The following is a 24,365-nucleotide window of genomic DNA, read 5'->3' on the forward strand; positions in this document are numbered from 1 at the left end:
TTTAATGTACATAAGGTTAAATAATATAATGATTGATAAGGATTTAAGATGGCTGAAGAAACGATTTTTAGAAAAATAATTGATAAAGAGATTCCATCGGAAACATTGTATCAAGATCATTATGTGACAGCTTTTCGTGATATCTCCCCACAGGCTCCAGTGCATATTCTTATTATTCCTAATAAACTGATTCCAACTGCCAACGATATCGAGGTTGAAGATGAAGTGTTAGTGGGTAAGTTATATACGGTAGCTAAACAGTTAGCGAAAGAAGAAGGTATTGCAGAGTCAGGTTATCGTTTGATAATGAATTGTAATAGTGACGGTGGGCAAGAAGTTTACCATATACATTTACATTTATTAGGTGGAAAAAAATTAGGAAAGTTAGTAAGTTAACTTTCTGAATTAATATATGGTAAGTTATTGATACTATTTTATTCTTTATAAGGTGGAGTTTACGATGAAAATACATACTAGTTTGTTACTGGTGATCATGAGTAGTGTAATGCTAGCGGCTTGTTCTACATCAGTAGAGCGTTTAGATGCACAACAACAGGTCGACTTAAGTGGTGCTTGGAATGACACTGACTCTCAGTTAGTGGCACAAGAAATGATCGAAGACTCTCTTTCACGCGCATGGATCAGCAAATTTGTAAGCAGTGAAGGTAAAGACCCCGCAGTCATTGTTGGTCGTATTAAAAATCTAAGTCACGAACATATTAATACCAATACTTTTGTTGCCAATATGGAACGTGAGTTGATTAATTCAGGTGAAGTACAATTTGTTGCAAGTGCTGCAAACCGTCAAGAAATTCGTGATGAACGAGCAGATCAAGATTTAAACGCTTCTGAAGCTACCCGTAAAGAAGCGGGCCAAGAGTATGGCGCAGACTTTATGATGCAAGGTCAAATCAATACCATTGTTGATGTGGATGGTACTACTCAAGTACGTTTTTACCAAGTCAACCTTGAGTTAATTAGCTTAAAGGATAATCGTAAAGTATGGATTGGTGAAAAGAAAATCAAAAAGCTTATCTCTAACAGTAAAATTCGTCCGTAACGTTATAGATACATGATTAGGCTCAGTAATGAGCCTATTCTGTATGAAATGGAATAACTATGCATAAATTGTTACTTGCCTTTGTCTTCTTACTTTCTGGCTGTGCTCAACACAATAACAATCGACTTGCAGATGATTTACAGTTTGAAACACCAGAATCTATTCTTTCAGCATTACAAGAAACCAAGCCAGACGATAGAGATATTGCTCAGTATTACCTTAATCTAGGTTATTTACAGTTATTATCTGGGCAGTTTCCTGCATCAATCGAATCCCTATTAATCGCAAAAAAACAGATGCAATCTTTAGCTGCAACCTCTGTTTCTGAGAATATTGGGGCAGGGACCGTTAACGAAACCTTAAGAAGTTATAGTGGTTATCCACTAGATCGGGTAATGGTTCATAATATGTTAGCCTTGAGTTATTTATTTAATCGGGATATCGACGGTGCGCGGGTAGAAATGTTGCAAGCTGATGTTGCGATGAAAAAGCTAGCTGATAAGGATTCGTTGAGTGGGCAATTAGTGAGTACCCACCTGTTGTCGGGCATTATTTATGAATTATTAGATGAGCGCTCCGATGCTTTCATTAGTTACCAATTAGCTGAGAATATTCTTAACCAACGAAAAATAGCTTTACCAGAAGGGTTAACATTAGGTTTGTTAAGAATGAGTTTAAAGATGGGGAATGACCAAGCTTACGACCGCTATAGTAAATCCTATCCAAACTTGGTAAAAAAAATGAAGGGTAAGGAACAAGTATTTGTATTATATTTTGATGGCGTAGTCTCTAATAAAATACAAGCTAGCTTGACTGTCCCTAGTTTTAATGGGCAGCAATTGATCCGCATCGCGATGCCAACATACCCTGAACGATTACCTCGCTCATTACATGCCAAAATAAGTGATGGTGAGCAATTAGTGAGCAGTGACGTTGCTGAAAATATTAATGTTATTGCTCGAGAAGACTTAGACAAAGAGTACCCCTCCATTCTCTTATTAACAACCACTCGAGCGATTGCCAAATATCAAGTGGTACAAGAAACAAAGAAAAAAGATCAACTGCTAGGCACCTTACTTAATTTCGCGACATTACTCAGTGAAGTTGCAGATTTACGAAGTTGGAACATGTTGCCTGCCACCATTCAGTTTGCATATTTAGAAACCAATGCCGATGATATCGTTGTGTCAACTCCTAAGACTGTTCAAACAGATGTGGACTTAAGTTTAGGGCATCAACATGTTATTTTAGTGACTAATTTATCTGATAAAGTATGGCATTATCAACAATAATTGCCCTTTGTTAAGGAGTTAACATGAAAAAGATTACCTTACTTGTTTCACTATTAATCAGTGTGTTTTTGTTCAGTGCTTGTTCAAGCCAGTCCTCAGGCCAGTCTGATAATGAACGTCCAACTTGGATTGACCATGCACAGGTAGATTATCCTCAATCAGAATATTTAACGGCGGTTGGGCAAGCATCGAATCGTACCCGAGCTGGTAAAAATGCAGTCGCTAACCTATTAGAAATATTTTCAGTTAACGTAAAAGCGGAAACCAGAACATTAACAGAGGCTGTAAAGCAGGAAAGTGCGTTAGGTGTGACGATGGAAAGTTCTAGTACTTTGCAGCGGGATATACAAACTGAAACAGAACAGGCAATCCAGGGCGTAGAGATTAAACAGACTTGGCTAAGTCCAAGCGGTGAATATTATGCTTTAGCTGTTTTACATCGTCTTAGTGCTTCGCAAAATTTAACTGAATCAATTGTAGAGCTTGATCAGAAAAGCGCAGAGTTAATCGATTACAGTATTAACCAATCCCCTAATTCTATTGCATCAATTAATGCATTACGCTCAGCACGAGATGTACAAATAACGCGTAAAATGGCTGACTACCAATTACGTTATATCAATGGTACTGGTGTGCCTGCGGATATTTCGAGTGATAAAATTGAGCAATTAATTAAGCAAAAACTAGCTGCATTAACTATTACTGCAAAGGCAGATACCGAATCACAAGAGAAAGCAATTCAGTCTGGATTATCTTCTTTAGGGGTAAAAGTAACAGACAACGCAAACATTGAAGTCACTGGCAAAGCTGATATGACCAATCCCGCATTAATTGATGCTTGGTATTGGTTACGTGGTAGTTATGAGTTGAGCATTAGTGAAAATGGCCAAGTAATTAGTCGTAAGCGTTGGCCTATTAAGGTCTCGGCAAAACAAAAAGATCTACTTAAATTGCGCTTACAGGATAAATTAAGCAATCGAATGAACGAGTACTTACAACAATTAATTAGTGACTCTCCAACGCTTTAATTTGTTTATATAAATCGCTTAAAATAGGCGTTTCAATATTATGTTGTTGTGCCTTTTTAATTAAATACCCATTAATAAACTCAATTTCTGTTTCTCGACCGTAGTAAATGTCTCTGTTCATTGAAGAATAATTGTCTGCGGTTGCCGCAATGACATTAGCGACAGTGTCTTGTAATTCATTCAAATCGAAATTTAATTGTTCAGCTTCTGCTATTGCAAAAATTTCTAATACTAAGGGCTGGATCAATGGGGCGTATTGCGCTAAACGTAATTGACCATTTTTAATTTGATGAATGGCCGTGAGCGGATTGATGACTGCATTAATGACTAACTTTAACCAACATTTTTCAATAATACTTTGGCTAGTATGTGAATTAGGCATCACTTGTAGTAGAGGAAATAAATAATTGTTTAATATAGCTTCTATTTGTTGAGAGTTGCTAACCTGTGAGTGTCCCGGGTAAAAGCCAAAGTAACTTGGTCCAGCGCCAGTATGAGTTATTGTTAAAGTGTTAGTCAGTAAGCTAGCATTAGCAGTGCTAGCACAAATGATCGGGTTGTCAGGAAAATGTGTAGCAACTTGTTCTGCACAACCATAACCATTATGCATTAAGATAATGGCCTGTTGTGGGTGAATATGAGTTTGCTGTTGTAATAGGGCTGGTAGTACTTGATGTGCTTTAACACACACTAACAAACTACTTTTCTGTGCCTCCAGTGACGTGTTTAGTAAATACTCACCATGAGAGATATTGAATGAGTGGCTTTTACCCATTAAGTCTGTGAGCGTTAAAGTGTTTGTAGTGAGCGGCGAGCGCGATACAATATGGCATGGGTAACCTGCTTGTAATAATTTGGCTAGCCATAAGCAACCAATCGCACCAGCGCCAATTATTTGTATCATATTGTTCCCTAAACCCCTAAATGACTGCCATTATTGATATAAGCATCTATTATGCTAATTTGCTGATTTAGTTACAAGAGACAATACACCCTCTATCGTGATGCTTAGTAATAGATGATTGCTGCATTTTCTGGTAAATTCACACCCTAGAATATTTTATAGTTTTAAAAAGGAATAAAGATGCCTTCATTTGATATTGTATCAGAAATTGATTTAGTAGAAGTTAAAAATGCCGTGGATAATACCAGTCGTGAACTTGGTACACGTTATGACTTTCGCGGCGTAAAAGCATCCATTACATTGAATAAAGAAGTGGTTAAGCTAGAAGCGGAAGCTGAGATGCAAATTAATGCATTACGCGATATGTTACGTGCGAACTTAGTAAAACGTGGTGTTGATACTCGCTCTATGGATCCTGATAAATATGAGCAGTCTGGTAAGTTTTGGTCTCAAAATGTTAAGTTTAAAGTTGGTGTAGATCAACCAACGGCTAAGAAATTAGTGAAACATATTAAAGATAGCAAAATGAAAGTACAAGTATCGATTCAAGGTGATCAATTGCGTGTGACGGGTAAAAAACGCGATGACCTTCAACAAGCTATGCGCTTAGTGAAAGAGTGCGATTTAGGAATGGGTTTCCAGTTTAATAACTTTAAAGATTAAGTTTTACTATTACTCTTGTAGTTAAATAAAGCCAAGGTACAGATAATTCTATACCTTGGCTTTTTGTTTTTTAAGAAAACTCAATATTTATCTGGGTGTTAAGTTACACACATACTGTTGATAGATATTAACTAGCTCTTGTTGGATCAACGTTTTACCTAAAATATCATGAGATTGGATTGTGTCCCGAATTAAATCTAGGTCTAATTGAACTAAGCAAGTTTCAGAAATTGGGAAATAGCTTAAATGCCATGGTTCTTCCGCAACGCCGCCTTGATCTTTCTGGTAAGGGCGATAGAAGCCAAATTTCTGCATATTCTCACTTAACCAATCGGTTAATTCACTAAAATATCCACCATTTAAGTATTCATTTTTTTTCAGCTGTAGTGACTGACCTTGCGGTAATAAGCTTGGGTCGTATACATCGATATCGGTTCCCCAATGATGCCGACTGGCACCTGGTAGAGCTGACCAATGTAGTAGGTGGTAAAGCTTATCTAACTCATCCACAGATTTGATATCAATAGGCTTTTCTTGTTTATCTAAAATAGCCGTGATACCTGAATACTTATTATTCCATATTTGTAATTGACGCTCAAAACTACGGAATGCACTAGCAATATGCAAGGTAAAGCCTGCATTTTTAGCACTGTTCTGTAACCCAGTAAAGTCTGCTATTACTTGCTTATGCAGTAACCTGTTAGGTGCAAACTCAACTAAATGAGTTTGCGATTGACCTGTCAATTCAAGTAGGTTCATACTAGTAAGTTTTTCAGTGTTAACTTAAAGATATCGACTAATTCATCTAACTGTGCAATATCTGTTGATTCGTTTACTTTATGAATCGTTGCATTAATGGGGCCTAATTCAACTACTTGAGCACCTGTTGGAGCAATAAAGCGCGCATCAGAAGTACCACCACTGGTCGAAAGCTCTGTAGTGATGCCGTTTGTCGCTAAAATAGCTTGAGCAACAGCATCAGTTAATGAGCCTGGCTCAGTGATAAAAGGTTGGCCGTTATAAGTCCACTTAATATCGTATTCAAAGCCAGCCTTATTCAAAATACCTTCCACTTTTTCAGTTAACATTTCAGCTGTTAGCTCTGTTGAATAACGGAAGTTACATTGTACAACTGCATCCCCGGGTACAACATTGCTCGCACCGGTACCAGAATTGAAATTAGTAATTTGAAAACTAGTTGCAGGGAAATACTGATTGCCTTTATCCCATTCAGTTTGTACTAATTCTGCTAAAGCAGGAGAAGCTAAATGAATCGGATTGTTAACAAGGTGCGGATAGGCAACATGTCCTTGTGTACCTTTAACGGTGATGTCTGCAGTTAATGAACCTCGACGGCCATTTTTGATAATGTCGCCAACATGGCTAGTACTTGATGGTTCACCAACTATACAGTAATCAATTTTTTCATTACGCGCTTCTAAAACATCTATCACACGTGTTGTACCGTTAATAAAAGGACCTTCTTCATCACTGGTAATTAACAGGGCAATAGACCCTTTATGATCTTGATGTTCTTCGATAAATGCTTCTAAACCTAACATGAAGCAAGCGATACCACTTTTCATGTCAGCGGCACCACGACCATATAACATGCCATCGATAATTGTTGGTTCAAATGGTGGTGTATTCCATTTTTCTTCTGGCCCTGGTGGCACTACGTCGGTATGTCCAGCAAAACAAAACAAAGGAGCTTCAGTGCCTCTTCTTGCCCATAGGTTTAATGTATCTTCAAATTCCATTGTTTCACAAACAAAACCCAGTTTTTCTAAACGTGAGATAAGTAGGGCTTGGCATCCAGCGTCTTCCGGAGTAACAGAGCGACGACTGATTAAATCTTCTAATAACGATACGACTGGTGAATTGCTCATTGTATTTCCTTATACAGCAAAAAAAGATTGATAGTTTTTGGCATTAAATCCAACAATGGCTTTACCATTATGAATAATAAGAGGGCGTTTAATTAAAGTAGGTGACTCAATGAAAAGAGCACTTACGGTATGTTCACCAAGGTTTTCTTTTTGCTGATCTGTTAGTGCGCGGTAACTGGTACTGCGTTTATTTAATAGCTCATCCCATGAAGTCACTGTGTAAAATTGAGTTAATAGTGTGTCATCTAACCCATCTTTGCGGTAATCATGAAAAGTGAATGCAATATCGTTTTCTTTTAGCCATTTCTGTGCTTTTTTTATGGTATCGCAATTAGGGATACCGTACATAGTTGTTGTCATTAAGAATGCTTCTAATGTGAAATAAAAAGATAAATGATTGTAACAAGAAAGAGAAGTTAAGAACAAGGTAGGGCTAAAATGAAAAAAGCCGCAAAAGCGACTTTTTTATCGAAGGATAGTTATGATTATTTAACGATTTTAAGTACAGGGTCAGACGCCACTTCAACAGTGCCTGACATTTTCTGTAACTCTTTAATTTCATCCATGTTAGAAATAACAACAGGCGTTAAAATAGATTTTGCTTTTTCGGTTAATAAAGCTAGATCAAATTCGATGATAGTATCACCTGCTTTTACTTTCTGTCCTTCTTGAGCAATACGCGTGAAACCTTCGCCTTTTAACTCAACAGTATCGATACCAAAGTGTACGAATAGTTCAATACCATCCGTAGATTCTAACGAAAATGCATGGTTAGTTTCGAAAATCTTACCAATTTCTCCGTCACATGGTGCGACCATTTTGTTACCAGTAGGACGAATAGCAATACCATCACCAACAATTTTTTCAGCAAAAACAACATCTGGCACATCTTCAATAGCAATTATTTCACCCGATAAAGGTGCAATAATATCAATAGTATTTGCTGTTTGTGTATTACCGCTAACCGCTTTTTTTAAAGAATCAAAAAAACCCATATAACTAAACTCCAATTTAATAAAATAAAAAGGGAGGTAAGTACAAGCTCACCTCACTTATCAATCAGTTAACTAATACCTTTAGCTTTATTGAAGTCGTTAACTAAGGCTTCTATTTCTGCAGCTGTTGCCATTGATAATGCTTTATCAGCTAGCGCTTTTGCATCTTCAAAGCTAGTGCTACGGATAACTTTCTTAACCGTAGGGATTGAAATTGCACTCATTGAGAACTCATCTAAGCCCATACCAAGTAGTAATAGTGTTGCACGTTCATCACCTGCTAGTTCACCACACATACCTGTCCATTTGCCAGCTGCATGAGATGCATCAATAACTGTTTTAATGATAGTTAAAACAGATGGTGTTAATGGGTTGTATAGATCAGAAATTAGTTCGTTTCCACGGTCTACAGCTAGTGTGTACTGTGTTAAATCATTTGTACCAATACTGAAGAAGTCTACTTCTTTAATTAAGTGGTGAGCAATTGCTGAAGCTGCTGGTGTTTCAATCATTACACCGATTTCAATCTCTTCATCAAAAGCAAGATTCTCATCTCGTAGCTCAACTTTTAATGTTTCTAAGATATCTTTTAACTTGCGGATCTCTTCAACTGAAATGATCATTGGGAACATGATACGAATCTTACCAAATGCAGAGGCACGCAGTAGGGCACGTAATTGTGGATTCATAATCTCAGGGCGATCAAAACAGATACGAATTGCACGCCATCCTAGGAATGGGTTTAATTCAGTTGGTAGATCTAAGTAAGGAAGATCTTTATCGCCACCGATATCCATAGTACGGATAATACAAGCTTTACCTTCCATTGCTTCTACAACATCTTTGTATGCAAGGAACTGTTCTTCTTCAGTTGGTAATTGGTCTCTGTCCATGAATAGGAATTCAGTGCGGTATAAACCTACACATTCTGCGCCATTGCGCTTAGCACCGTCAGTGTCTTTTACAGAGCCCACGTTTGCACCAACTTCAACTTGATGGCCATCAGTCGTTGTTGCAGGTAAATCTTTTAATTTAGCTAGTTCAGCTTTTTCGTGTAAGAACTCTTCACGAACCGTTTTAGCTTCTTCTAGTTGCGCATCTGTTGGGTTGATGATTACTTTGTTGTTTAAAGCATCAAGAATAACCATATCGCCATTCTGCACTTTTTGAGTAATATCGTTAGTACCAACAATTGCAGGAATTTCTAATGAACGAGCCATGATCGAAGTATGTGAAGTACGACCACCAATATCGGTAATGAAACCTAATACTTTATCAAGGTTAATTTGTGCCGTTTCAGAAGGTGTTAGGTCATTTGCAATTAACACAACCTCTTCTGAAATATCACTAAGATTAACAATCTCAATGCCTAATACATTTTTTAATAAACGATTACCGATGTCACGGAAGTCCGCAGCACGCTCACGTAAGTAAGGATCGTCCAACTCTTGTAGCATTTGTGCGTTTTCTTCAACTACTGCGTTAACTGCGTAGTCTGCTGTACATTTATTTTTCTTGATATAGGTGATGATATCTTCTTCAAGCTCTTCATCTTCAAGCAGCATTATATGCCCTTCGAAGATAGCTTCTTTCTCTTCACCAAATGTCTCAAGAGCTTTTTGCTTAACTACTTCTAGTTGAGCTGAAGTTTTTGCTCGGCCATCAAGAAAGCGAGAAATTTCATGCTCAATATCGCTTACTTTCTCAGTATTGAGAGAAATTTCGTCTTCTTGTAATAACAATGCTTTTGCAAACGTAATACCAGGGGATGCCAGTATGCCAGATATCATAACCTATCCTTAAACTACTAAATTTTTATCTTATTGAAAGATATATGTATTAAACTAATGTTGCCATTAACTCAACAAGCGTATCAACAGCTTTTTGCTCGTCTGCGCCTTCAGCTTTAATGTTCACTGATGTGCCTTGAGTTAAACCAAGAGTTTGTAGTTTGAAAAGACTTTTTGCACTTGCAGATTTGCTACCTACTTCAACAGAAATGTCAGATGCAAAAGATTTTGCTTCTTTAACAAATTGTGCTGCAGGGCGAGTATGAAGACCGTTTGGAGCCGTGATAGTTACTGTTTTTTGATACATGGTAACACCTTAATAAATTTAAATTTGTAATGATAGCAAATTTTAATTGATGTAAAAAAAAATTGCTATTGAACGACATTGAAATTGTTAAAATGCAGCGTATAAACTTTAAAAATGAGAGGTTGGAATAAAAGAAAAAATTGATAATAGCTATTAACTAAATATTAAGTTTTTCTCTAGGCTCACTCATCTTTAAGCAACCGTTATTAAAACGTTCAATATCATATTTAATGATCCTAAATATGGGGTACTAGGTCAACGATTTTCTCCGCTTTGAGGGGGAAAACTATGTATTATTGCTGTTTTTGGGTGTTTTTTGAGCAGGCCTAAGTTTTTACAACATTTAGATATGAAAAAAGGTGCTAAAAAGCACCTTTTTTAAGCTATTTAGGGTTTTGATTATGCGAAGTTTTCGCCTTCAAATACACCTGCAAAAAGTGCAGTTGATAGGTAACGCTCACCAGAACTTGGTAAAATAACCACGATATTCTTATCTTTGTATTCAGGTTCAGCTGCCAAACGTGCTGCTGCAACAACTGCTGCACCTGAAGAAATACCCGCTAAAATACCTTCTTCTTCCATTAAGCGACGTGCCATTGCAATTGCATCTTCGTTGCTTACTTGCTCTGCACGGTCAATTAATGTCATATCTAAGTTTTTAGGGATGAAACCTGCGCCAATACCTTGGATTTTGTGAGGGCCAGGTTTAACTTCTTCACCAGCTAAAGTTTGTGAAATAACTGGCGAATCTGTTGGTTCAACAGCAACACTTGTAATCGCTTTACCTTTAATTTCTTTAATGTAACGGCTAACACCAGAGATAGTACCACCGGTACCAACACCAGCTACAAATACATCAATTTCACCGTCTGTATCATTCCAGATTTCTGGGCCAGTTGTTTCTACGTGGATTTCAGGATTTGCAGGGTTTTCGAATTGACGTAAGACTAAGTATTTTTTCGTTTCAGACTGTGCTAATTCTTCTGCTTTGTTGATTGCGCCTTTCATACCTAGAGCACCATCAGTTAACACAAGGTTTGCACCTAGTGCTTTTAATAATTTACGACGTTCAATACTCATTGTGTTTGGCATTGTTAAGGTGATTTTGTAACCACGAGCTGCAGCAACAAAAGCAAGTGCGATACCAGTATTACCACTTGTCGCTTCAACTAATTCAACATCTTTAGTTAACGTACCGTCTTTTTCTGCTGCTAAAATCATGTTTGCACCAATACGACATTTAACGCTGAAGCTTGGGTTACGACTTTCAACTTTTGCAAATACATTGCCTGTAGTTACATTGTTCAAACGTACTAGTGGAGTGTTACCAATTGCTTGTGAATTATCGCTAAAAATCTTACTCATCATATTGTTCCTATTGGTTGGGTGTTTTTTTATAGATAGCTTATAGCATATCCAATGTTTAAAAATGCGGAAGTGAAATTTTGTTATACCATATAGATTTTTGAGATATGTTGGATTATCACTCTCTTTTAAAGTAATTGTTTAGTAAGTGAAATTACATTTTATTTTATGAATCAGGCTATTTCTGATCGGGTACTGGATTGTTTACGCAGATAAAGTTATCTGCGCACACAAGTAACCTTGATATGCGCAAATGAAAACGTTAGTTGTTGGTTAAAAATTCTAAGTAATGACTGAGCTTTTGTAAAACTGCAATTTTTTCTTCACTATGTTGATGCTCAATTGCGAGTATTTCTAAGCGTGATATGTAGTTATCAACATTTTCGATGAAATAAGCCTCCCTATGACGATTCCATTTTTGCAGCTCTTCGCTGTTTAACGTTTGTGGATAGTTTCTCGCTTTGTAGCGATTCCATAATATCTCTAGGTTTGGATCATCAAAGTGAACTTGGTAGGATTCGATTTGTTGCGGCGATAATTGAGTGATCTCTTTTGCTTGCTTTTTATCGTTTGCTGAAGGAAAACCGCCTGAATACAGTTTTTGTTCAGGTTGCTGCTGCCCTGTACTTTTTGCTTCAGTATCAAAAACAGCCGTCAGCTTATCTACCAATTGCTTATTAGCTAGAAATAAATTCATTGACTCTCTGCATTGTTTGGCATCAATTCCTAATTCTTTTGCACGATCTGCCGTTAAGGTTTTTGCACTTGCAACAATTGGGCATTTATTAATATGAATCAGCTTAATTGGCGGGCGATTAATCCCTTCTGGCAAGTTGTCGGTTGCGGTATATAAATAAGATTGAATCTGTTCGATATCTAATGACAATAATTGTGATAAATCTTTGTTTAAATCAACAACAATAACTGCATTATTATTAGTTGGGTGCTGTGCGATAGGTAAAATATATGAGCAACAACCTTGTAGCGCTGGAAACATGCCAGAGATATGAACTAATGGAGCAAAAGAACCTAGCTTTAATTCATTTAATACTTTGTTTTTTTGTCTTAAGTTGTAACAGTAATCATAAAGTTTAGGGTGTGTCTCTTTGATCAATTTAGCCATGGCAATCGTGGCGTAAACATCGGACATCGCATCATGAGCCTGTTGATGCACAATATCGTTCGCTTTTGTTAATAACTCTAATTTAAAAGAGGGCGCATCATTTTCATCAAATACCCACTCGATACCTTCCGGCCTCAATGCATAACACGCTCGCACCATATCGATAATGTCCCAACGAGAACAACCATTCTGCCATTCTCTTTGGTAAGGATCATGAAAATTTCGATACAAGGTAAACCGAGTCACTTCATCGTCAAAACGAATGTTGTTATAACCCACTACACAGGTATTAGCCTGCTGGAACTGTTGTAAAATATTAAAAATGAATTGGTTTTCAAACTCACCATGTTGTAACGCATATTGCGGAGTAATCCGCGTTACAAGGCAAGCTTCAGGTGCGGGTAAATAATCATTGGGTGGTCGACAATACCATTGATATGGTTCTGAAATAATATTCAAATCAAGATCGGTTCTAATACCAGCAAACTGTGAAGGGCGATCTGTGCCTGGATTTAATCCGAAGGTTTCATAGTCATGCCATAATAGGCTTGGTGATACTTGATTCATAATATTTACCCGTAATTAATGTCGTTATATTGTGTCGAATTTACTATTAAAAAGCGAATCAATTGAGATGAATGTTACTGAAAAGTAAGTTTAATTGATTAATTTAATAGCGCTTTAGGTTTTATTTGAAAAAGCATGTCGACAATTTAATCAGCCACATAATTCTTACTGTTTAATCCAGACAGTTAACACTGCTTATTTATTTTAAATACGAGTTTTTAAACTGTAATGACAAGTAAGCTTAGAGTCTGTTGAGCATAGAACGAGTTATGCAATAAATCGATTTTGTTGCTTTTCTGTATCCATAATTACAATTTATCTTTATCAAAGAACAAATAGTAGTCGGAGATGAAAGGTTATTTTATTGTGTGCTGTTGTTGTGAAAATAAATCGCAGAACTCTTATATAATAGGTTTCTGGAGGTGTGTGATAGCTCAAAATACATTATAAATTTATCTCTCGTAGCTAACATGCTTCTTCATAATGTTACTTGAGTTACAACAAGGCAACAAAATATACAAAAATAATTACAGGTTGTTTACATAAAAATGGACAGGGATTTAATACTACTTATTTACTATTGATTCAGAGCGCGCTAGATACAAAAAATAATTGCAACACCGTAATTTTTATAAAAGTGTTTAGTTCTTTTCTTATTTAGAAATAAGAGCAACTAGGTTTAGTACTTTATTTTTTATCTAGTTCGATTTTGTTATTACTTTGAAAAAATAACATGCTTAAACCTTAAACCTTAAACCTTAAACCTTAAACCTTAAACCTTAAACTCTAGATATAAAAAAGCCCATACCGAAGTATAGGCTTGATAACAAAATTTAGTAGTTTGTCTTATTTAGAGATAAGAGCAACTAAGTCTAACACTTTGTTTGAGTAACCGATTTCGTTGTCGTACCAAGATACAACTTTAGCGAATTTGTCAGTTAGAGAAAGACCAGCAGCAGCATCAAATACTGAAGTTTGGATTTCACCGATGAAATCTTGAGAAACAACAGCTTCGTCTGTGTAACCAAGAACGCCAGCCATTTCATTTTCAGAAGCACGTTTCATTTCAGCACAGATTTCTTCGTATGTAGCAGCAGTTTTTAGGTTAACAGTTAAGTCAACAACAGAAACGTCAGCAGTTGGTACACGGAAAGCCATACCAGTTAGAAGACCGTTTAGCTCAGGAATTACTTTACCTACAGCTTTAGCAGCACCAGTTGAAGATGGGATGATGTTTTGAGAAGCACCACGACCGCCGCGCCAATCTTTAACAGATGGACCATCAACAGTTTTTTGAGTTGCAGTAGTTGCATGAACAGTCGTCATTAGACCTGATTCAATACCCCATTTATCGTTAAGTACTTTAGCGATAGGAGCAAGACAGTTAGTAGTACAAGAAGCGTTAGAAACGATATCTTGACCAGCGTACTCAGAGAAGTTTACGCCGTTAACGAACATAGGAACGTCGCCAGAAGGACCAGTTAAAACAACTTTTTTCGCGCCTGCAGTGATGTGCTTACGAGCTGTTTCGTCAGTAAGGAAAAGACCAGTTGCTTCAGCAACTACGTCTACGTCAACTGCGTCCCATTTTAGATCTTCAGGGTTACGCTCAGCAGTTACACGTACTGTGTTACCGTTTACGATTAGGTTACCGTCTTTAACTTCAACAGTACCGTTGAAACGACCGTGAGTTGAGTCATATTTAAGCATGTAAGCCATGTATTCAACGTCGATTAAGTCATTGATTGCAACAACTTCAACATCAGCACGTTCACATGCTGCACGGAATACGAAACGGCCGATACGACCGAAGCCGTTAATACCTACTTTAATTGTCATTTTATTTTTCCTTATGGATGTTTGATTTTTTTAACTTGTCATCATTATAAATGCCTTCGACACTTAGGATTTGATGTTAGTCAAGTTATAAGCTCTAAAAAACACTTTTCTTGCTCACTATTTCGTTAATCAGCTATTAGTGTTTTTTTGAACTAATATCACAGTAATTAAATTACTAGGGCATATTAAGGGCAATTCTCGATAAAATAAAGAAAAACCATCATTAAACTATTAATTCTCGCACTATTTTAGGTTTTTATTTAAGTCAATAGCTATCTGTAACCAGTTCCATAACTATATTTCATAAAATAGATTTTTTTGTTTGTGTTTTGTAACTTTTTTTAAAATTTATGAAAGTTTTGTACTATTTAATCACTGTTTTTAAAGAGTGTGTTTCACCAGCCGCCACTAATTGACCTGGGTCTGCAGTGATAGCCGATTCAATACAAAGCATGGTTTGATAACCATCATCGGGCATATCAGCAAAGGCTTTTGCACCTTCAACCCATGGGTTCCACACGACAACAGAATCATTTCCTTCGTTACTCACTGCTATTGTGCGCTGGTAAGCGCCATCGTTAACCACAATCGCAGTGTCATTGACAGCATAGATTGAATCAATAGGGTGGTCGATGTTAAGTGCTTGGTGACTTTGTTTTGCTTGATTATTTTGTAATGAATCGGTGTAGCTTGTTGCTAAACCTGTCACTGAACATTGTCGTTGATCTGCGATATGTAAGTAAGTATGTAATGCACCACTATAGTTAAAAGGCGAATCGCCGGTGTTTTCTGTGATTAATGTTAATTCAATATGATCAGTTAAGGATGCTTTTAAGGTCAGATTGAAATCATAAGGCCAGATAGTTTTAGTGTATTGGCTGGATTCTAATGAAAATTCAATATTAATGCCTATATCGGTGATATCAATTGTTGATAAAGTCCATTCACTGGTACGTGCAAAACCATGTGACGCTAATCCATTCTGTTTACTTTGTTGTGTGCTGCCAAACCAAGGCCAGCAAATAGGCACACCTCCTCGAATTGCTTTCTTTGAATCAAATATAGCGGTTTTGCTGAGATAGATGAGAGGGGCTGATTGTTTAGCTTGGAAGTGGACAAGATGAGCACCGTGTAAACTAAAGGCTGCATCGAACTTTTTATGCTTTAAAATGATAAATTCAAAATCATTTTGATCAACTTTAATACTTACATGTTCATTTAATGTTCTGATTGTCTTAAGTTTTAAATGTGAAATCATAGTGTTTCCTATGTAATGAATAATATACAGCATAGTCATTATATTTAACTTCTCACCAGCAAAATTGATTGAAAATAATAAATGCTAGTTTTCTTGCTATCAGTTAATTTTTTATATATTTATTTATCCAAAGTGCTTACTTTATCAGTTATATTTTATGCAATGAGGATATTTGAGTGATTAAGTCATTGCAAAACCGCGCCATTAGTTAAATACTCATTTTAACGTGTCAATATGACAGTAAGTTAACTATATAGATAGGTGTTTTATGAATAGTCCTGCATTAGAATCATTTATGCAACTCAAAGGAATAGACCAGCATTTTGTTGATGCATGGGGGAATCCGGCGACAGTTACCGAAGACAAAATCAAAAATCTGATTAATCACATGGGAATTAATGCTGATGATGAAGTTGCATTGATGGACTATTATCAACAACAAGAATTACAACATTGGTTATCGGTTCTTGCTCCCGTGATGGTTGTACAACAAGCACAAAGTTATGCGCTGGAAGTACATCTACCTATCGACTTTGTTACCGAGCCTCTCGTTTACAGAACTACCACTGAAGATGGTCTAGAAATTGATACGCAAATAACTGCTACTGATTTCTCTTTGGTAGGCAGCAAAGAGATAAACGAAATCGAGTTTCAACTATATGAAGTTGAACTTGCAGTCCCCCTCAATATTGGCTATCACCGTCTAACCTTATTAGAAGAAGGTAATGACGAACCGCTTGCAGAGATGTCGTTAATTATTACACCGGAACGTTGTTTTACGCCTGAAGTTATCCAACAAGGTAAAAAACTGTGGGGAACCAGTGTCCAGTTGTATTGTTTAAAAAGTGAAACAAACTGGGGGATTGGAGATTTTTCTGATTTAAAAGTGTTACTACAAAAAACTGCTGAAAATGGCGGAGATTTTATTGGTTTAAATCCTATACATGCATTAAACCCATCACAGCCTAACCAAGCAAGCCCTTATAGTCCTTCTTCACGCCAGTGGTTAAATATTATTTATACTGATATTACCGCTGTGCCTGAGTTTCAACATTGTGAGTCATTGCAAGAGCAATTCGCAGGTGATGCATTCCAATCAACATTATCTGCATTACGCGCTACAGAGTGGGTTGACTATGAGCAGGTCACAAAATTAAAACTGTCTGCATTGCGTGAATTGTTTGCAACTTTATTAAATAGTGAAGAGAACAACAGTAATATACAAAAGTTGAAGCGCCTTGATGCTCTTAAACGATATATTGCGGAGAAAGGTGACGCGTTGAAACAACAGGCTGCCTATGATGCATTACGGTTTAAATTTTTATCTGAAGATGAAAATGCATGGGGCTGGCCTGCATGGCCGGCAGGATTTCAATCTTTCTCAAGTGACGGTACACAACAATGGTGTGATGATAATGCGCAAGAAATTTTATTCTGGTGTTATTGTCAATGGGTCACAGAGAAGCAATTAGATGAAGCAGATCAATTAGCTCAATCTTTGGGGATGTCTCTTGGTTTATATCGTGATTTGGCAGTAGGTGTTGGTAAAAGTGCCAGCGATGTTTGGGCTAACCATGACTTATACTGTGAAAATATTAGTATTGGTGCGCCACCTGACGTATTAGGGCCACTTGGACAAAGCTGGGGATTACCACCTTGGGCTCCAGATCAACTTTATCAATCGGGTTATCAGCCGTTTATTGACTTGTTACAAGCAAATATGAGTTATTGTGGGGCACTGCGTATTGATCATGTGATGGCCTTGCTCAGGTTATGGTGGGTGCCAGAAGGGGAAACCGCCGATAGTGGAGCCTACGTTTATTATAATGTCTATGACATGCTTAATATATTAGCGTTAGAAAGCGTACGTAACCAATGCTTAGTGATCGGTGAAGATTTAGGTACTGTGCCAGAAGGGATGGATACTTTATTGCAAGAAGCTGGTGTCTATTCCTACAAAGTGTTCTTTTTTGAGCAAGCATCTGATGGTGGGTTTATTTCACCTAGTCATTATATACAACAAGCAATGGCGACGTTATCGACTCATGATATGCCGACTATTAAAGGTTATTGGCATTGTGAAGACCTTTATTTAGGACGTGAGTTAGGGTTATACCCAGATCAAGAGGTATTTGAACGGTTATTAAGTGATCGCGTTAATGCCAAACAACAAATTTTAAATAGTTTACATGGGCATCATTCCATTCCAGATGACCTATACCATGATGCAAATAATACCGGCATGGACAAACAGTTAAGTTTCAAATTACAACAACATCTTGCAGGGGGAAGTGCGTCACTACTCAGTTTACAATTAGAAGACTTTTTAGAGATGGAACAACCCGTTAATGTACCTGGAACAAGTGACGAGTATCGAAATTGGCAGCGTAAACTATCGCATAACTTAGAGGCACTTTTTGCCGATAAAGATATTGTCTCATTATTAAAGCAAGTGACAGAAGCACGGTCTCGCTAATAGTAAACGATTAAATAATTTCTGATTAGGTAATGAATATGACTAAGAAAAATGTGGAAAAACCGGTAGCTAACAGCAATAAAAAACAACCGAAACAGACGCTGGTTAAAGATATTGAATTGCAGAATAAGTTAGTGGCAACCCCATTAAAGTCAACGTTATTAACAAAATTAGAGAAAGCTAATTTAGCGAACCCTTTTGAAACATTAGGTTTAATTAAACATATAGATAATCCAGGCTTTCTATTAAGAGTTTGGTTACCTGATGCGAAAGCAGTTGAATTTGTTGCTATAGATGGTTCCAATAATTCTGGCCAATTAATAAAGGTCTATGACTCAGGATTATTTGAAATTAATTTACCAAATGTTAGTGAACGATTTATTTACAAACTCATCGTTACTTATGCCCGTGATACGCATCAAGTTATTGACCCTTACCAGTTTCATGAAATTGCATTTGAAGGCTTGTCGACTTTGCATGAAGCGCCACAAAATGTATATCACACCTTAGGTGCTCAACTTAAAAGTGTAGAGATTAATGGTGTTGCTATTAGCGGTGTAAGGTTTATTGTTTATGCGCCTAATGCAAGCAGCGTGAGTCTTATTTCTGAGCATAATTTTTGGAATGGACAACATCACCCAATGCAAAAAAGTTGGTGTGGTCATTGGGTACTGTTTATTCCCGATTTAAAGGCTGGGTGTGCTTATAAATATGAATTAAAAGATGCTGCTGGTCACCGTTTACCGCACAAAGCCGACCCTGTTGGTTTCCAAGCTGAACAATATCCTTCTCATGCTTCGATTGTGGTTGATCATGAACAGTATCAATGGAATGACCAAGCGTGGAGAGAATCACAAGTAGGTGACAAACGTTATGCGCCGATGAGTATTTACGAAGTTCACCTTGGCTCATGGAAACGCAAGCGTGAGAATGGTGAGGAGCGCATGTTAACTTACCGAGAGTTAGCAGAAGAGCTACTACCTTATTTACTAGGGATGGGGTATACACACCTAGAAGTAATGCCTATCTCTGAATTTCCTTTTGATGGCTCTTGGGGTTATCAGCCTGTTGGCTTATTTGCGGCAACCAGTCGTTTTGGTGATGCCGATGACCTCAAATACTTTATTGATCAATGTCACCAAGTGGGTTTAGGCATTATTATTGATTGGGTACCGGCACATTTTCCTGCAGACCCACATGGATTGGCACGCTTTGATGGCACCCCTCTTTATGAATATGAAGATCCTCGCCGCGGTTGGCATCCAGATTGGAACTCTTATATCTATGACTTTGGACGTGATAATGTTCGCCAATTCTTAGTAGCAAGTGCATTGATATGGTTAGATAAGTTCCACGTGGATGGCTTACGAGTGGATGCAGTTGCTTCAATGTTGTATTGGGATTACTCACGTGAAGAGGGTGAATGGGTACCTAACGTTGATGGTGGTAATCATAACTATGAAGCAATTAGTCTGTTGAAATGGTTTAACGAAGAAGTTTACAGCCAATTCCCAAATGCCATGACCATTGCTGAAGAGTCGACTGCTTTTGCAGGGGTATCTAAACCAACTTTTGAAGGCGGTTTAGGATTTGGCTTTAAGTGGAACATGGGATGGATGCATGACTCATTAAATTATATGTCACAGGATCCTATGTACCGTAAGTACCATCATAATGAGATGACGTTTGCCATGGCATATCATTATAATGAACATTTTATTTTGCCTTTATCACACGACGAAGTGGTACATGGTAAAAAAAGTTTATTGGATAAAATGCCCGGTGATGAATGGCAAACTGCCGCTAATTTACGTGCTTATATGGGGTACATGTACGGACATCCGGGTAAAAAATTAAACTTTATGGGTGCTGAATTTGCACAAAGCCGTGAATGGAACCATGACCATAGTTTGGATTGGGATATTCTAGAGTTTGAAAAACATAAAGGACAACAACAACTTATATCGGATCTCAATTACTTTTATAAAACCAACCCAGCGATGTATGAATCTGATTATCAACCGCAAGGTTTTGAATGGTTAGATCACAGTGATGATCACAACAGCATTATTTCGTTTGTTCGCTATAATCTAGACAAAAGCCAATATGTGATTTGTGTCTCTAACTTCACACCAGTACCTCGTCAAATGTATCGTATTGCAGTGGATGAGGTCGGTCATTACGAAGTAGTGATTAATACAGACAGTCAATATTATTGGGGCAGTAACTACCAAATGGGTGAACAAATGGGTGTGTTCATTAGTGAAGCACATCCATGGCAAGGAAAAAAACATTCGATAGTAGTTAATTTACCACCATTATCAACGGTGTATTTAAAACGCAAAGGTGCCTAAATGTCTAAACATGAGATTGAAATAGAGATAGCCAATCAGCATCATAAACAATCACTGTTTACTGCCACTAAAGGCAACTGTTTTCCCTTAGGTGCAACCTTAGATGAACAAGGATGTAACTTTGTCGTGCATAGTCATGGTGGAAGCTCCGTTGAGTTATGTCTATTTGATAAGTATGAGAAACAAATTGATAGCTACACGTTAAATTCATCACATGCACACTTATGGCATATCCATTTAGCGGGGATTAAAGCCGGCCAAGCTTATGGTTATCGTGTTGATGGTGAGTTTAAGCCTGCCAATGGGTTATTTTTTAATAAAAATAACCTGCTTATAGACCCTTATGCAAAAGCCTTAAGCAAAGTACAGCATAGCTTTGTACAAGCGCAAAGTGACCTAGATGATAACTTTGTTGCAAAGTCGGTGGTGGTGGATGACCATTTTGATTGGCAAGATACTGAAAAGCCGAATATACCAGATCAAGAACGCATTTTATATGAGTTACATGTTAAAGGTTTTACGCAAACAAACTCAGCTATTCCGCTAGCGATGCGTGGTAAGTACCTTGGTTTATCTCATATTGAAAGTATTAAACACTACCAGTCTCTAGGCGTTACCAGTTTGCAAATTATGCCGGTTTTCAGTTTTATGAGTGAACCGCGCCTAAGTGATCTCGGTTTAACAAATTATTGGGGCTATAACCCAATCAACTTCTTCTCTCCAGAGTCTCGATATAGCCAATATGATGCTGTTACGGAATTTAAAACTATGGTTAAAGAGTTACACGCTGCAAACATTGAAGTTATTTTAGATGTTGTATTTAACCATACTGCTGAATCGGGTACAGATGGCTTGGTGTTGAGTTTAAAAGGCTTTGATAACCGTCAATATTATTGTTTTGAGAGTAATAAGCAGGGGGTTGATTTCCAACGCTATAGCAATCATTCTGGGTGCGGAAACACAGTTAATATCGATTATACCTGGTCCTTAAAAATGACCCTGGATGCGCTTCGTTACTGGGTAACTGAAATGCAAGTGGATGGTTTTAGGTTTGATTTAGCAGTAACTCTAGCGCGCGAAGAAACTGGGTTTACTGAGCGTAGTGCTTTTTTTAAAGCCTTAATGCAAGATCCTGTGTTAAGCCAAGTTACATTGATTGCTGAGCCTTGGGATATCGGCCCAGGAGGTTATCGTTTAGGTGCTTTCCCAGAGCAATGGAAAGAGTGTAATGATAGGTACCGAGATACTATTCGTTCATTTTGGCGTGGTGATACGGGCAAAGTTTCAGAAGTTGCGACACGACTATTAGGCTCACATGACTTCTTCCCGAGTAAGTTTAGAACCAATACAACTAGTGTGAATTATATTTGTTACCACGATGGTTTTACCTTGGATGATTTGGTGTCTTTTCAAGAACGTCATAATCAAGCAAATGGTGAAAATAACCGTGATGGTCATGGACATAATTTATCAGCAAATTATGGTTGTGAAGGGCCGACAGAAGATCAACGTATTAATCGTCTGAGACAACAACAAAAGCGTAATATGATTGCTACTTTGTTTTTATCACAGGGAACACCCCATTTTTTATCCGGTGATGAAATGGGCAACCACCAATCTGGTAACAACAATGCATACTGTCAAGACAATCAAATTAGTTGGATCAATTGGGAACGATCTGAAAATGATCAGTTGTTGCATACCTTCACCACTAATATGATTGCGTTACGTGCTAAATCACGCTTGTTTGGTGATTTAAACTTAAATGACAGTGATCCAGAATGTGACATTGTGACTTGGTATCATCCGGATGGTTATTTAATGGAAGAGGTCGATTGGCATGCCTCAAACTCGCAAGCCATTGCATTATCTTTAAGAGAAGCAAAAGCTGATGGAGAACATTGGTATTTAATATTGAATGCTTCTAGTTATCAAATTGCCTGTGAATTACCTGATTTAGCTGATAATAAGGTCTGGTGTAAAATGCTAGATACGAGTTGCGCAGATGGTGCATTGGTAGACAATAACTCACAGGAAACATCTATTCATGCCAAAGCGCACTCGACAATATTGTTTGAAGCACAAAGCCGCAATAAAAAGTGAGTAAGCGCACTTTTATAGAGGAGCAACCCCTAAAATTGCTTTCTCTTTAAAAACAGCACTAGATAATTTTAAACAAATAAATATACTCATCGCATTGAATCTAAAGTAGTACAAGGTAAATACCGTGACCAATATTAATGAGTATGCAAAAAATATCACCCCTGAACTCTATCAAAAACTCAGTACTGCAGTGGAAACCGGAAAGTGGCTAGATGGTGCGCCTTTAAGTGAAGAGCAAAAAGCGCATTCATTGCAACTAGTGATGGCTTATCAGAAACACTTTAATATCGATCCAGACCATTTTACTATTGCACAAAATGGTGAGATCTATATGCAATCGAAAAAAGAGTTAAAGAAACAGTTTGCTCAAACTGATGAGAATGATGATCTTCATCTACTTAACTTATAAATAGTCATGCAGTTCACTATCTGATTAAATTCACATGTTATTATGCAATGTTAGCTTGCCATGATTGAATTCTACTGGATGTTACTAAACCCTTTTATGACGAACCTTATGAAATATCGTCAGTCTATTATGATAAAATAGACTTATGTAAAAATGCTTTAAGCGGCTTTTGTTAAGCAGTAAAAACCAAAGGCATCACTGATTTTCATTGACAATATTGGTATTAATTTTGGTATAAGCCAATATTTATCATTTTCTCATTAAACTGTATTTAGGCTAGTTGTTTAATGAGTTTTTCTAGCGATAAACAAACTGGTGAGTGGTTTATCAGTTTTTAATTCAATTAAGTGAGTATTATGAATTTATCATTAATCAAAGATGAGCTCCAAGAAGCACAAACTGTGTTATCTGCCTTCCTATCAGACCAAAACAACTTACAACATATTGAAGATGCTGCGACATTGTTAGCTGATTCCTTTAAAAACGAAGGTAAAGTATTAGCTTGTGGTAACGGTGGCTCGCATTGTGATGCGATGCATTTTGCTGAAGAGTTAACAGGGCGTTATCGTGAACATCGTCCTTCATACCCAGCGATTGCTATTTCAGATCCAAGTCATATCTCATGTGTAGGTAACGATTATGGTTATGACCAAATTTTTGCGCGTTATTTAGAAGGCGTGGGCCGTCGTGGCGATGTGCTGTTTTGCTTGTCGACTAGTGGTAATTCAGAAAACATTTTAAAAGCAATTGCAGTTGCCAAAGAAAAGGGCATTAAGGTAATTGCTTTGACGGGTAAAGATGGTGGTAAAATGGCTGGTCTTGCTGATGTTGAAGTCCGAGTACCACATTTTGGATTTGCTGACCGTATTCAAGAAGTACATATTAAGATCATTCATATCCTGATCTATTTAATTGAAAAAAAGATGGTTTAGGTTACTAAAGA

Annotated in this window: 21 protein-coding genes; 10 read left to right on the top strand and 11 right to left on the bottom strand. The window is 37.3% G+C overall.

Features of this window, described 5'->3' with window-relative positions; genetic code table 11:
* The first annotated feature begins 48 nt into the window (after positions 1-48).
* The 4 genes from OW492_RS00875 (at position 49) to OW492_RS00890 (ending at position 3,380) form a co-directional block, all read left to right on the top strand.
* The gene (locus tag OW492_RS00875) at positions 49-396 is read left to right on the top strand and encodes an HIT domain-containing protein (protein WP_290037769.1); all 348 of its coding nucleotides are present in this window, start codon (positions 49-51) and stop codon (positions 394-396) included.
* A 64-nt stretch (positions 397-460) separates the two neighbouring features.
* The gene (locus tag OW492_RS00880; protein ID WP_290037770.1) at positions 461-1,060 is read left to right on the top strand and encodes a penicillin-binding protein activator LpoB; all 600 of its coding nucleotides are present in this window, start codon (positions 461-463) and stop codon (positions 1,058-1,060) included.
* Positions 1,061-1,119: 59 nt separating this feature from the next.
* Positions 1,120-2,352, top strand: coding sequence for a hypothetical protein (locus OW492_RS00885; protein ID WP_290037772.1), 1,233 nt, complete (start codon positions 1,120-1,122; stop codon positions 2,350-2,352).
* Between the two features lie 23 nt (positions 2,353-2,375).
* The gene (locus OW492_RS00890; protein ID WP_290037774.1) at positions 2,376-3,380 is read left to right on the top strand and encodes an LPP20 family lipoprotein; all 1,005 of its coding nucleotides are present in this window, start codon (positions 2,376-2,378) and stop codon (positions 3,378-3,380) included.
* Here the strand turns inward: OW492_RS00890 and OW492_RS00895 are convergent.
* Positions 3,358-4,284 carry a 2-dehydropantoate 2-reductase gene (locus tag OW492_RS00895; RefSeq protein WP_290037776.1) on the bottom strand — a complete coding sequence of 309 codons (927 nt, stop codon included), beginning with the start codon at positions 4,282-4,284 and terminating at the stop codon, positions 3,358-3,360. The two genes, OW492_RS00890 and OW492_RS00895, sit on opposite strands and share 23 nt — an antisense overlap.
* 180 nt (positions 4,285-4,464) lie before the next feature.
* On the opposite strand from OW492_RS00895, the gene OW492_RS00900 reads away from it, so the two are divergent.
* A complete protein-coding gene (locus tag OW492_RS00900) occupies positions 4,465-4,947 on the top strand; it encodes a YajQ family cyclic di-GMP-binding protein (RefSeq protein WP_290037777.1) in 483 nt (160 codons plus the stop codon).
* Between the two features lie 87 nt (positions 4,948-5,034).
* Here OW492_RS00900 and OW492_RS00905 read toward each other — a convergent pair whose 3' ends face one another.
* The 10 genes from OW492_RS00905 to OW492_RS00950 form a co-directional block, all read right to left on the bottom strand.
* Entirely contained in the window at positions 5,035-5,706 is a 672-nt protein-coding gene (locus OW492_RS00905) for a M15 family metallopeptidase (protein WP_290037780.1), read from the bottom strand.
* The gene (dapE, locus tag OW492_RS00910) at positions 5,703-6,836 is read right to left on the bottom strand and encodes a succinyl-diaminopimelate desuccinylase (protein WP_290037782.1); all 1,134 of its coding nucleotides are present in this window, start codon (positions 6,834-6,836) and stop codon (positions 5,703-5,705) included. Before dapE ends, OW492_RS00905 begins: the two co-directional genes overlap by 4 nt.
* A 9-nt stretch (positions 6,837-6,845) precedes the next feature.
* The gene (locus OW492_RS00915) at positions 6,846-7,196 is read right to left on the bottom strand and encodes an ArsC family reductase (RefSeq protein WP_290037783.1); all 351 of its coding nucleotides are present in this window, start codon (positions 7,194-7,196) and stop codon (positions 6,846-6,848) included.
* Positions 7,197-7,321: 125 nt separating this feature from the next.
* Entirely contained in the window at positions 7,322-7,831 is a 510-nt protein-coding gene (gene crr, locus OW492_RS00920; RefSeq protein ID WP_290037785.1) for a PTS glucose transporter subunit IIA, read from the bottom strand.
* Positions 7,832-7,899: 68 nt separating this feature from the next.
* Positions 7,900-9,621 carry a phosphoenolpyruvate-protein phosphotransferase PtsI gene (gene ptsI / locus OW492_RS00925; protein ID WP_290037787.1) on the bottom strand — a complete coding sequence of 574 codons (1,722 nt, stop codon included), beginning with the start codon at positions 9,619-9,621 and terminating at the stop codon, positions 7,900-7,902.
* Between the two features lie 49 nt (positions 9,622-9,670).
* Positions 9,671-9,928, bottom strand: a complete 258-nt coding sequence (locus tag OW492_RS00930; protein WP_113818788.1) for an HPr family phosphocarrier protein — start codon at positions 9,926-9,928, stop codon at positions 9,671-9,673.
* Positions 9,929-10,327: 399 nt separating this feature from the next.
* Complete coding sequence (cysK, locus tag OW492_RS00935; RefSeq protein WP_290038322.1) at positions 10,328-11,293, bottom strand: cysteine synthase A; 966 nt, start codon at positions 11,291-11,293, stop codon at positions 10,328-10,330.
* Positions 11,294-11,555: 262 nt separating this feature from the next.
* Positions 11,556-12,983: an exodeoxyribonuclease I gene (gene sbcB / locus OW492_RS00940; protein ID WP_290037791.1), complete on the bottom strand. Its 1,428-nt coding sequence runs from the start codon at positions 12,981-12,983 to the stop codon at positions 11,556-11,558.
* Between the two features lie 846 nt (positions 12,984-13,829).
* Positions 13,830-14,822 carry a type I glyceraldehyde-3-phosphate dehydrogenase gene (gap, locus tag OW492_RS00945; protein WP_113819511.1) on the bottom strand — a complete coding sequence of 331 codons (993 nt, stop codon included), beginning with the start codon at positions 14,820-14,822 and terminating at the stop codon, positions 13,830-13,832.
* A gap of 364 nt (positions 14,823-15,186) precedes the next feature.
* Positions 15,187-16,080 (bottom strand): D-hexose-6-phosphate mutarotase, encoded by an 894-nt coding sequence (locus OW492_RS00950; protein ID WP_290037792.1) that lies wholly within the window; start codon positions 16,078-16,080, stop codon positions 15,187-15,189.
* 268 nt (positions 16,081-16,348) lie between these two features.
* Between OW492_RS00950 and malQ the strand changes: the two genes are divergently transcribed.
* The 5 genes from malQ (at position 16,349) to lpcA (ending at position 24,354) form a co-directional block, all read left to right on the top strand.
* Entirely contained in the window at positions 16,349-18,556 is a 2,208-nt protein-coding gene (malQ, locus tag OW492_RS00955) for a 4-alpha-glucanotransferase (RefSeq protein ID WP_290037793.1), read from the top strand.
* A gap of 38 nt (positions 18,557-18,594) precedes the next feature.
* Positions 18,595-20,910, top strand: a complete 2,316-nt coding sequence (gene glgB / locus OW492_RS00960) for a 1,4-alpha-glucan branching protein GlgB (RefSeq protein ID WP_290037794.1) — start codon at positions 18,595-18,597, stop codon at positions 20,908-20,910.
* Positions 20,911-23,013 carry a glycogen debranching protein GlgX gene (gene glgX / locus OW492_RS00965; protein ID WP_290037795.1) on the top strand — a complete coding sequence of 701 codons (2,103 nt, stop codon included), beginning with the start codon at positions 20,911-20,913 and terminating at the stop codon, positions 23,011-23,013.
* A gap of 124 nt (positions 23,014-23,137) precedes the next feature.
* On the top strand, positions 23,138-23,422 hold the full coding sequence (locus tag OW492_RS00970) for a DUF1315 family protein (RefSeq protein ID WP_290037796.1): 285 nt from the start codon (positions 23,138-23,140) through the stop codon (positions 23,420-23,422).
* A 356-nt stretch (positions 23,423-23,778) separates the two neighbouring features.
* Entirely contained in the window at positions 23,779-24,354 is a 576-nt protein-coding gene (lpcA, locus tag OW492_RS00975; RefSeq protein WP_290037798.1) for a D-sedoheptulose 7-phosphate isomerase, read from the top strand.
* The last annotated feature ends 11 nt before the right edge of the window (positions 24,355-24,365 follow it).

Source organism: Psychromonas sp. 14N.309.X.WAT.B.A12, assembly GCF_030397575.1.
Taxonomy (GTDB): Bacteria; Pseudomonadota; Gammaproteobacteria; order Enterobacterales; family Psychromonadaceae; genus Psychromonas.

Excerpts from the sequence above, each read along its gene's own strand:
- OW492_RS00875 (WP_290037769.1), top strand. The coding sequence starts at position 49 with ATGGCTGAAGAAACGATTTTTAGAAAAATAATTGATAAAGAGATTCCA.
- OW492_RS00880 (WP_290037770.1), top strand. The coding sequence starts at position 461 with ATGAAAATACATACTAGTTTGTTACTGGTGATCATGAGTAGTGTAATG.
- OW492_RS00885 (WP_290037772.1), top strand. The coding sequence starts at position 1,120 with ATGCATAAATTGTTACTTGCCTTTGTCTTCTTACTTTCTGGCTGTGCT.
- OW492_RS00890 (WP_290037774.1), top strand. The coding sequence starts at position 2,376 with ATGAAAAAGATTACCTTACTTGTTTCACTATTAATCAGTGTGTTTTTG.
- OW492_RS00895 (WP_290037776.1), bottom strand. The coding sequence starts at position 4,284 with ATGATACAAATAATTGGCGCTGGTGCGATTGGTTGCTTATGGCTAGCC.
- OW492_RS00900 (WP_290037777.1), top strand. The coding sequence starts at position 4,465 with ATGCCTTCATTTGATATTGTATCAGAAATTGATTTAGTAGAAGTTAAA.
- OW492_RS00905 (WP_290037780.1), bottom strand. The coding sequence starts at position 5,706 with ATGAACCTACTTGAATTGACAGGTCAATCGCAAACTCATTTAGTTGAG.
- dapE (WP_290037782.1), bottom strand. The coding sequence starts at position 6,836 with ATGAGCAATTCACCAGTCGTATCGTTATTAGAAGATTTAATCAGTCGT.
- OW492_RS00915 (WP_290037783.1), bottom strand. The coding sequence starts at position 7,196 with ATGACAACAACTATGTACGGTATCCCTAATTGCGATACCATAAAAAAA.
- crr (WP_290037785.1), bottom strand. The coding sequence starts at position 7,831 with ATGGGTTTTTTTGATTCTTTAAAAAAAGCGGTTAGCGGTAATACACAA.
- ptsI (WP_290037787.1), bottom strand. The coding sequence starts at position 9,621 with ATGATATCTGGCATACTGGCATCCCCTGGTATTACGTTTGCAAAAGCA.
- OW492_RS00930 (WP_113818788.1), bottom strand. The coding sequence starts at position 9,928 with ATGTATCAAAAAACAGTAACTATCACGGCTCCAAACGGTCTTCATACT.
- cysK (WP_290038322.1), bottom strand. The coding sequence starts at position 11,293 with ATGAGTAAGATTTTTAGCGATAATTCACAAGCAATTGGTAACACTCCA.
- sbcB (WP_290037791.1), bottom strand. The coding sequence starts at position 12,983 with ATGAATCAAGTATCACCAAGCCTATTATGGCATGACTATGAAACCTTC.
- gap (WP_113819511.1), bottom strand. The coding sequence starts at position 14,822 with ATGACAATTAAAGTAGGTATTAACGGCTTCGGTCGTATCGGCCGTTTC.
- OW492_RS00950 (WP_290037792.1), bottom strand. The coding sequence starts at position 16,080 with ATGATTTCACATTTAAAACTTAAGACAATCAGAACATTAAATGAACAT.
- malQ (WP_290037793.1), top strand. The coding sequence starts at position 16,349 with ATGAATAGTCCTGCATTAGAATCATTTATGCAACTCAAAGGAATAGAC.
- glgB (WP_290037794.1), top strand. The coding sequence starts at position 18,595 with ATGACTAAGAAAAATGTGGAAAAACCGGTAGCTAACAGCAATAAAAAA.
- glgX (WP_290037795.1), top strand. The coding sequence starts at position 20,911 with ATGTCTAAACATGAGATTGAAATAGAGATAGCCAATCAGCATCATAAA.
- lpcA (WP_290037798.1), top strand. The coding sequence starts at position 23,779 with ATGAATTTATCATTAATCAAAGATGAGCTCCAAGAAGCACAAACTGTG.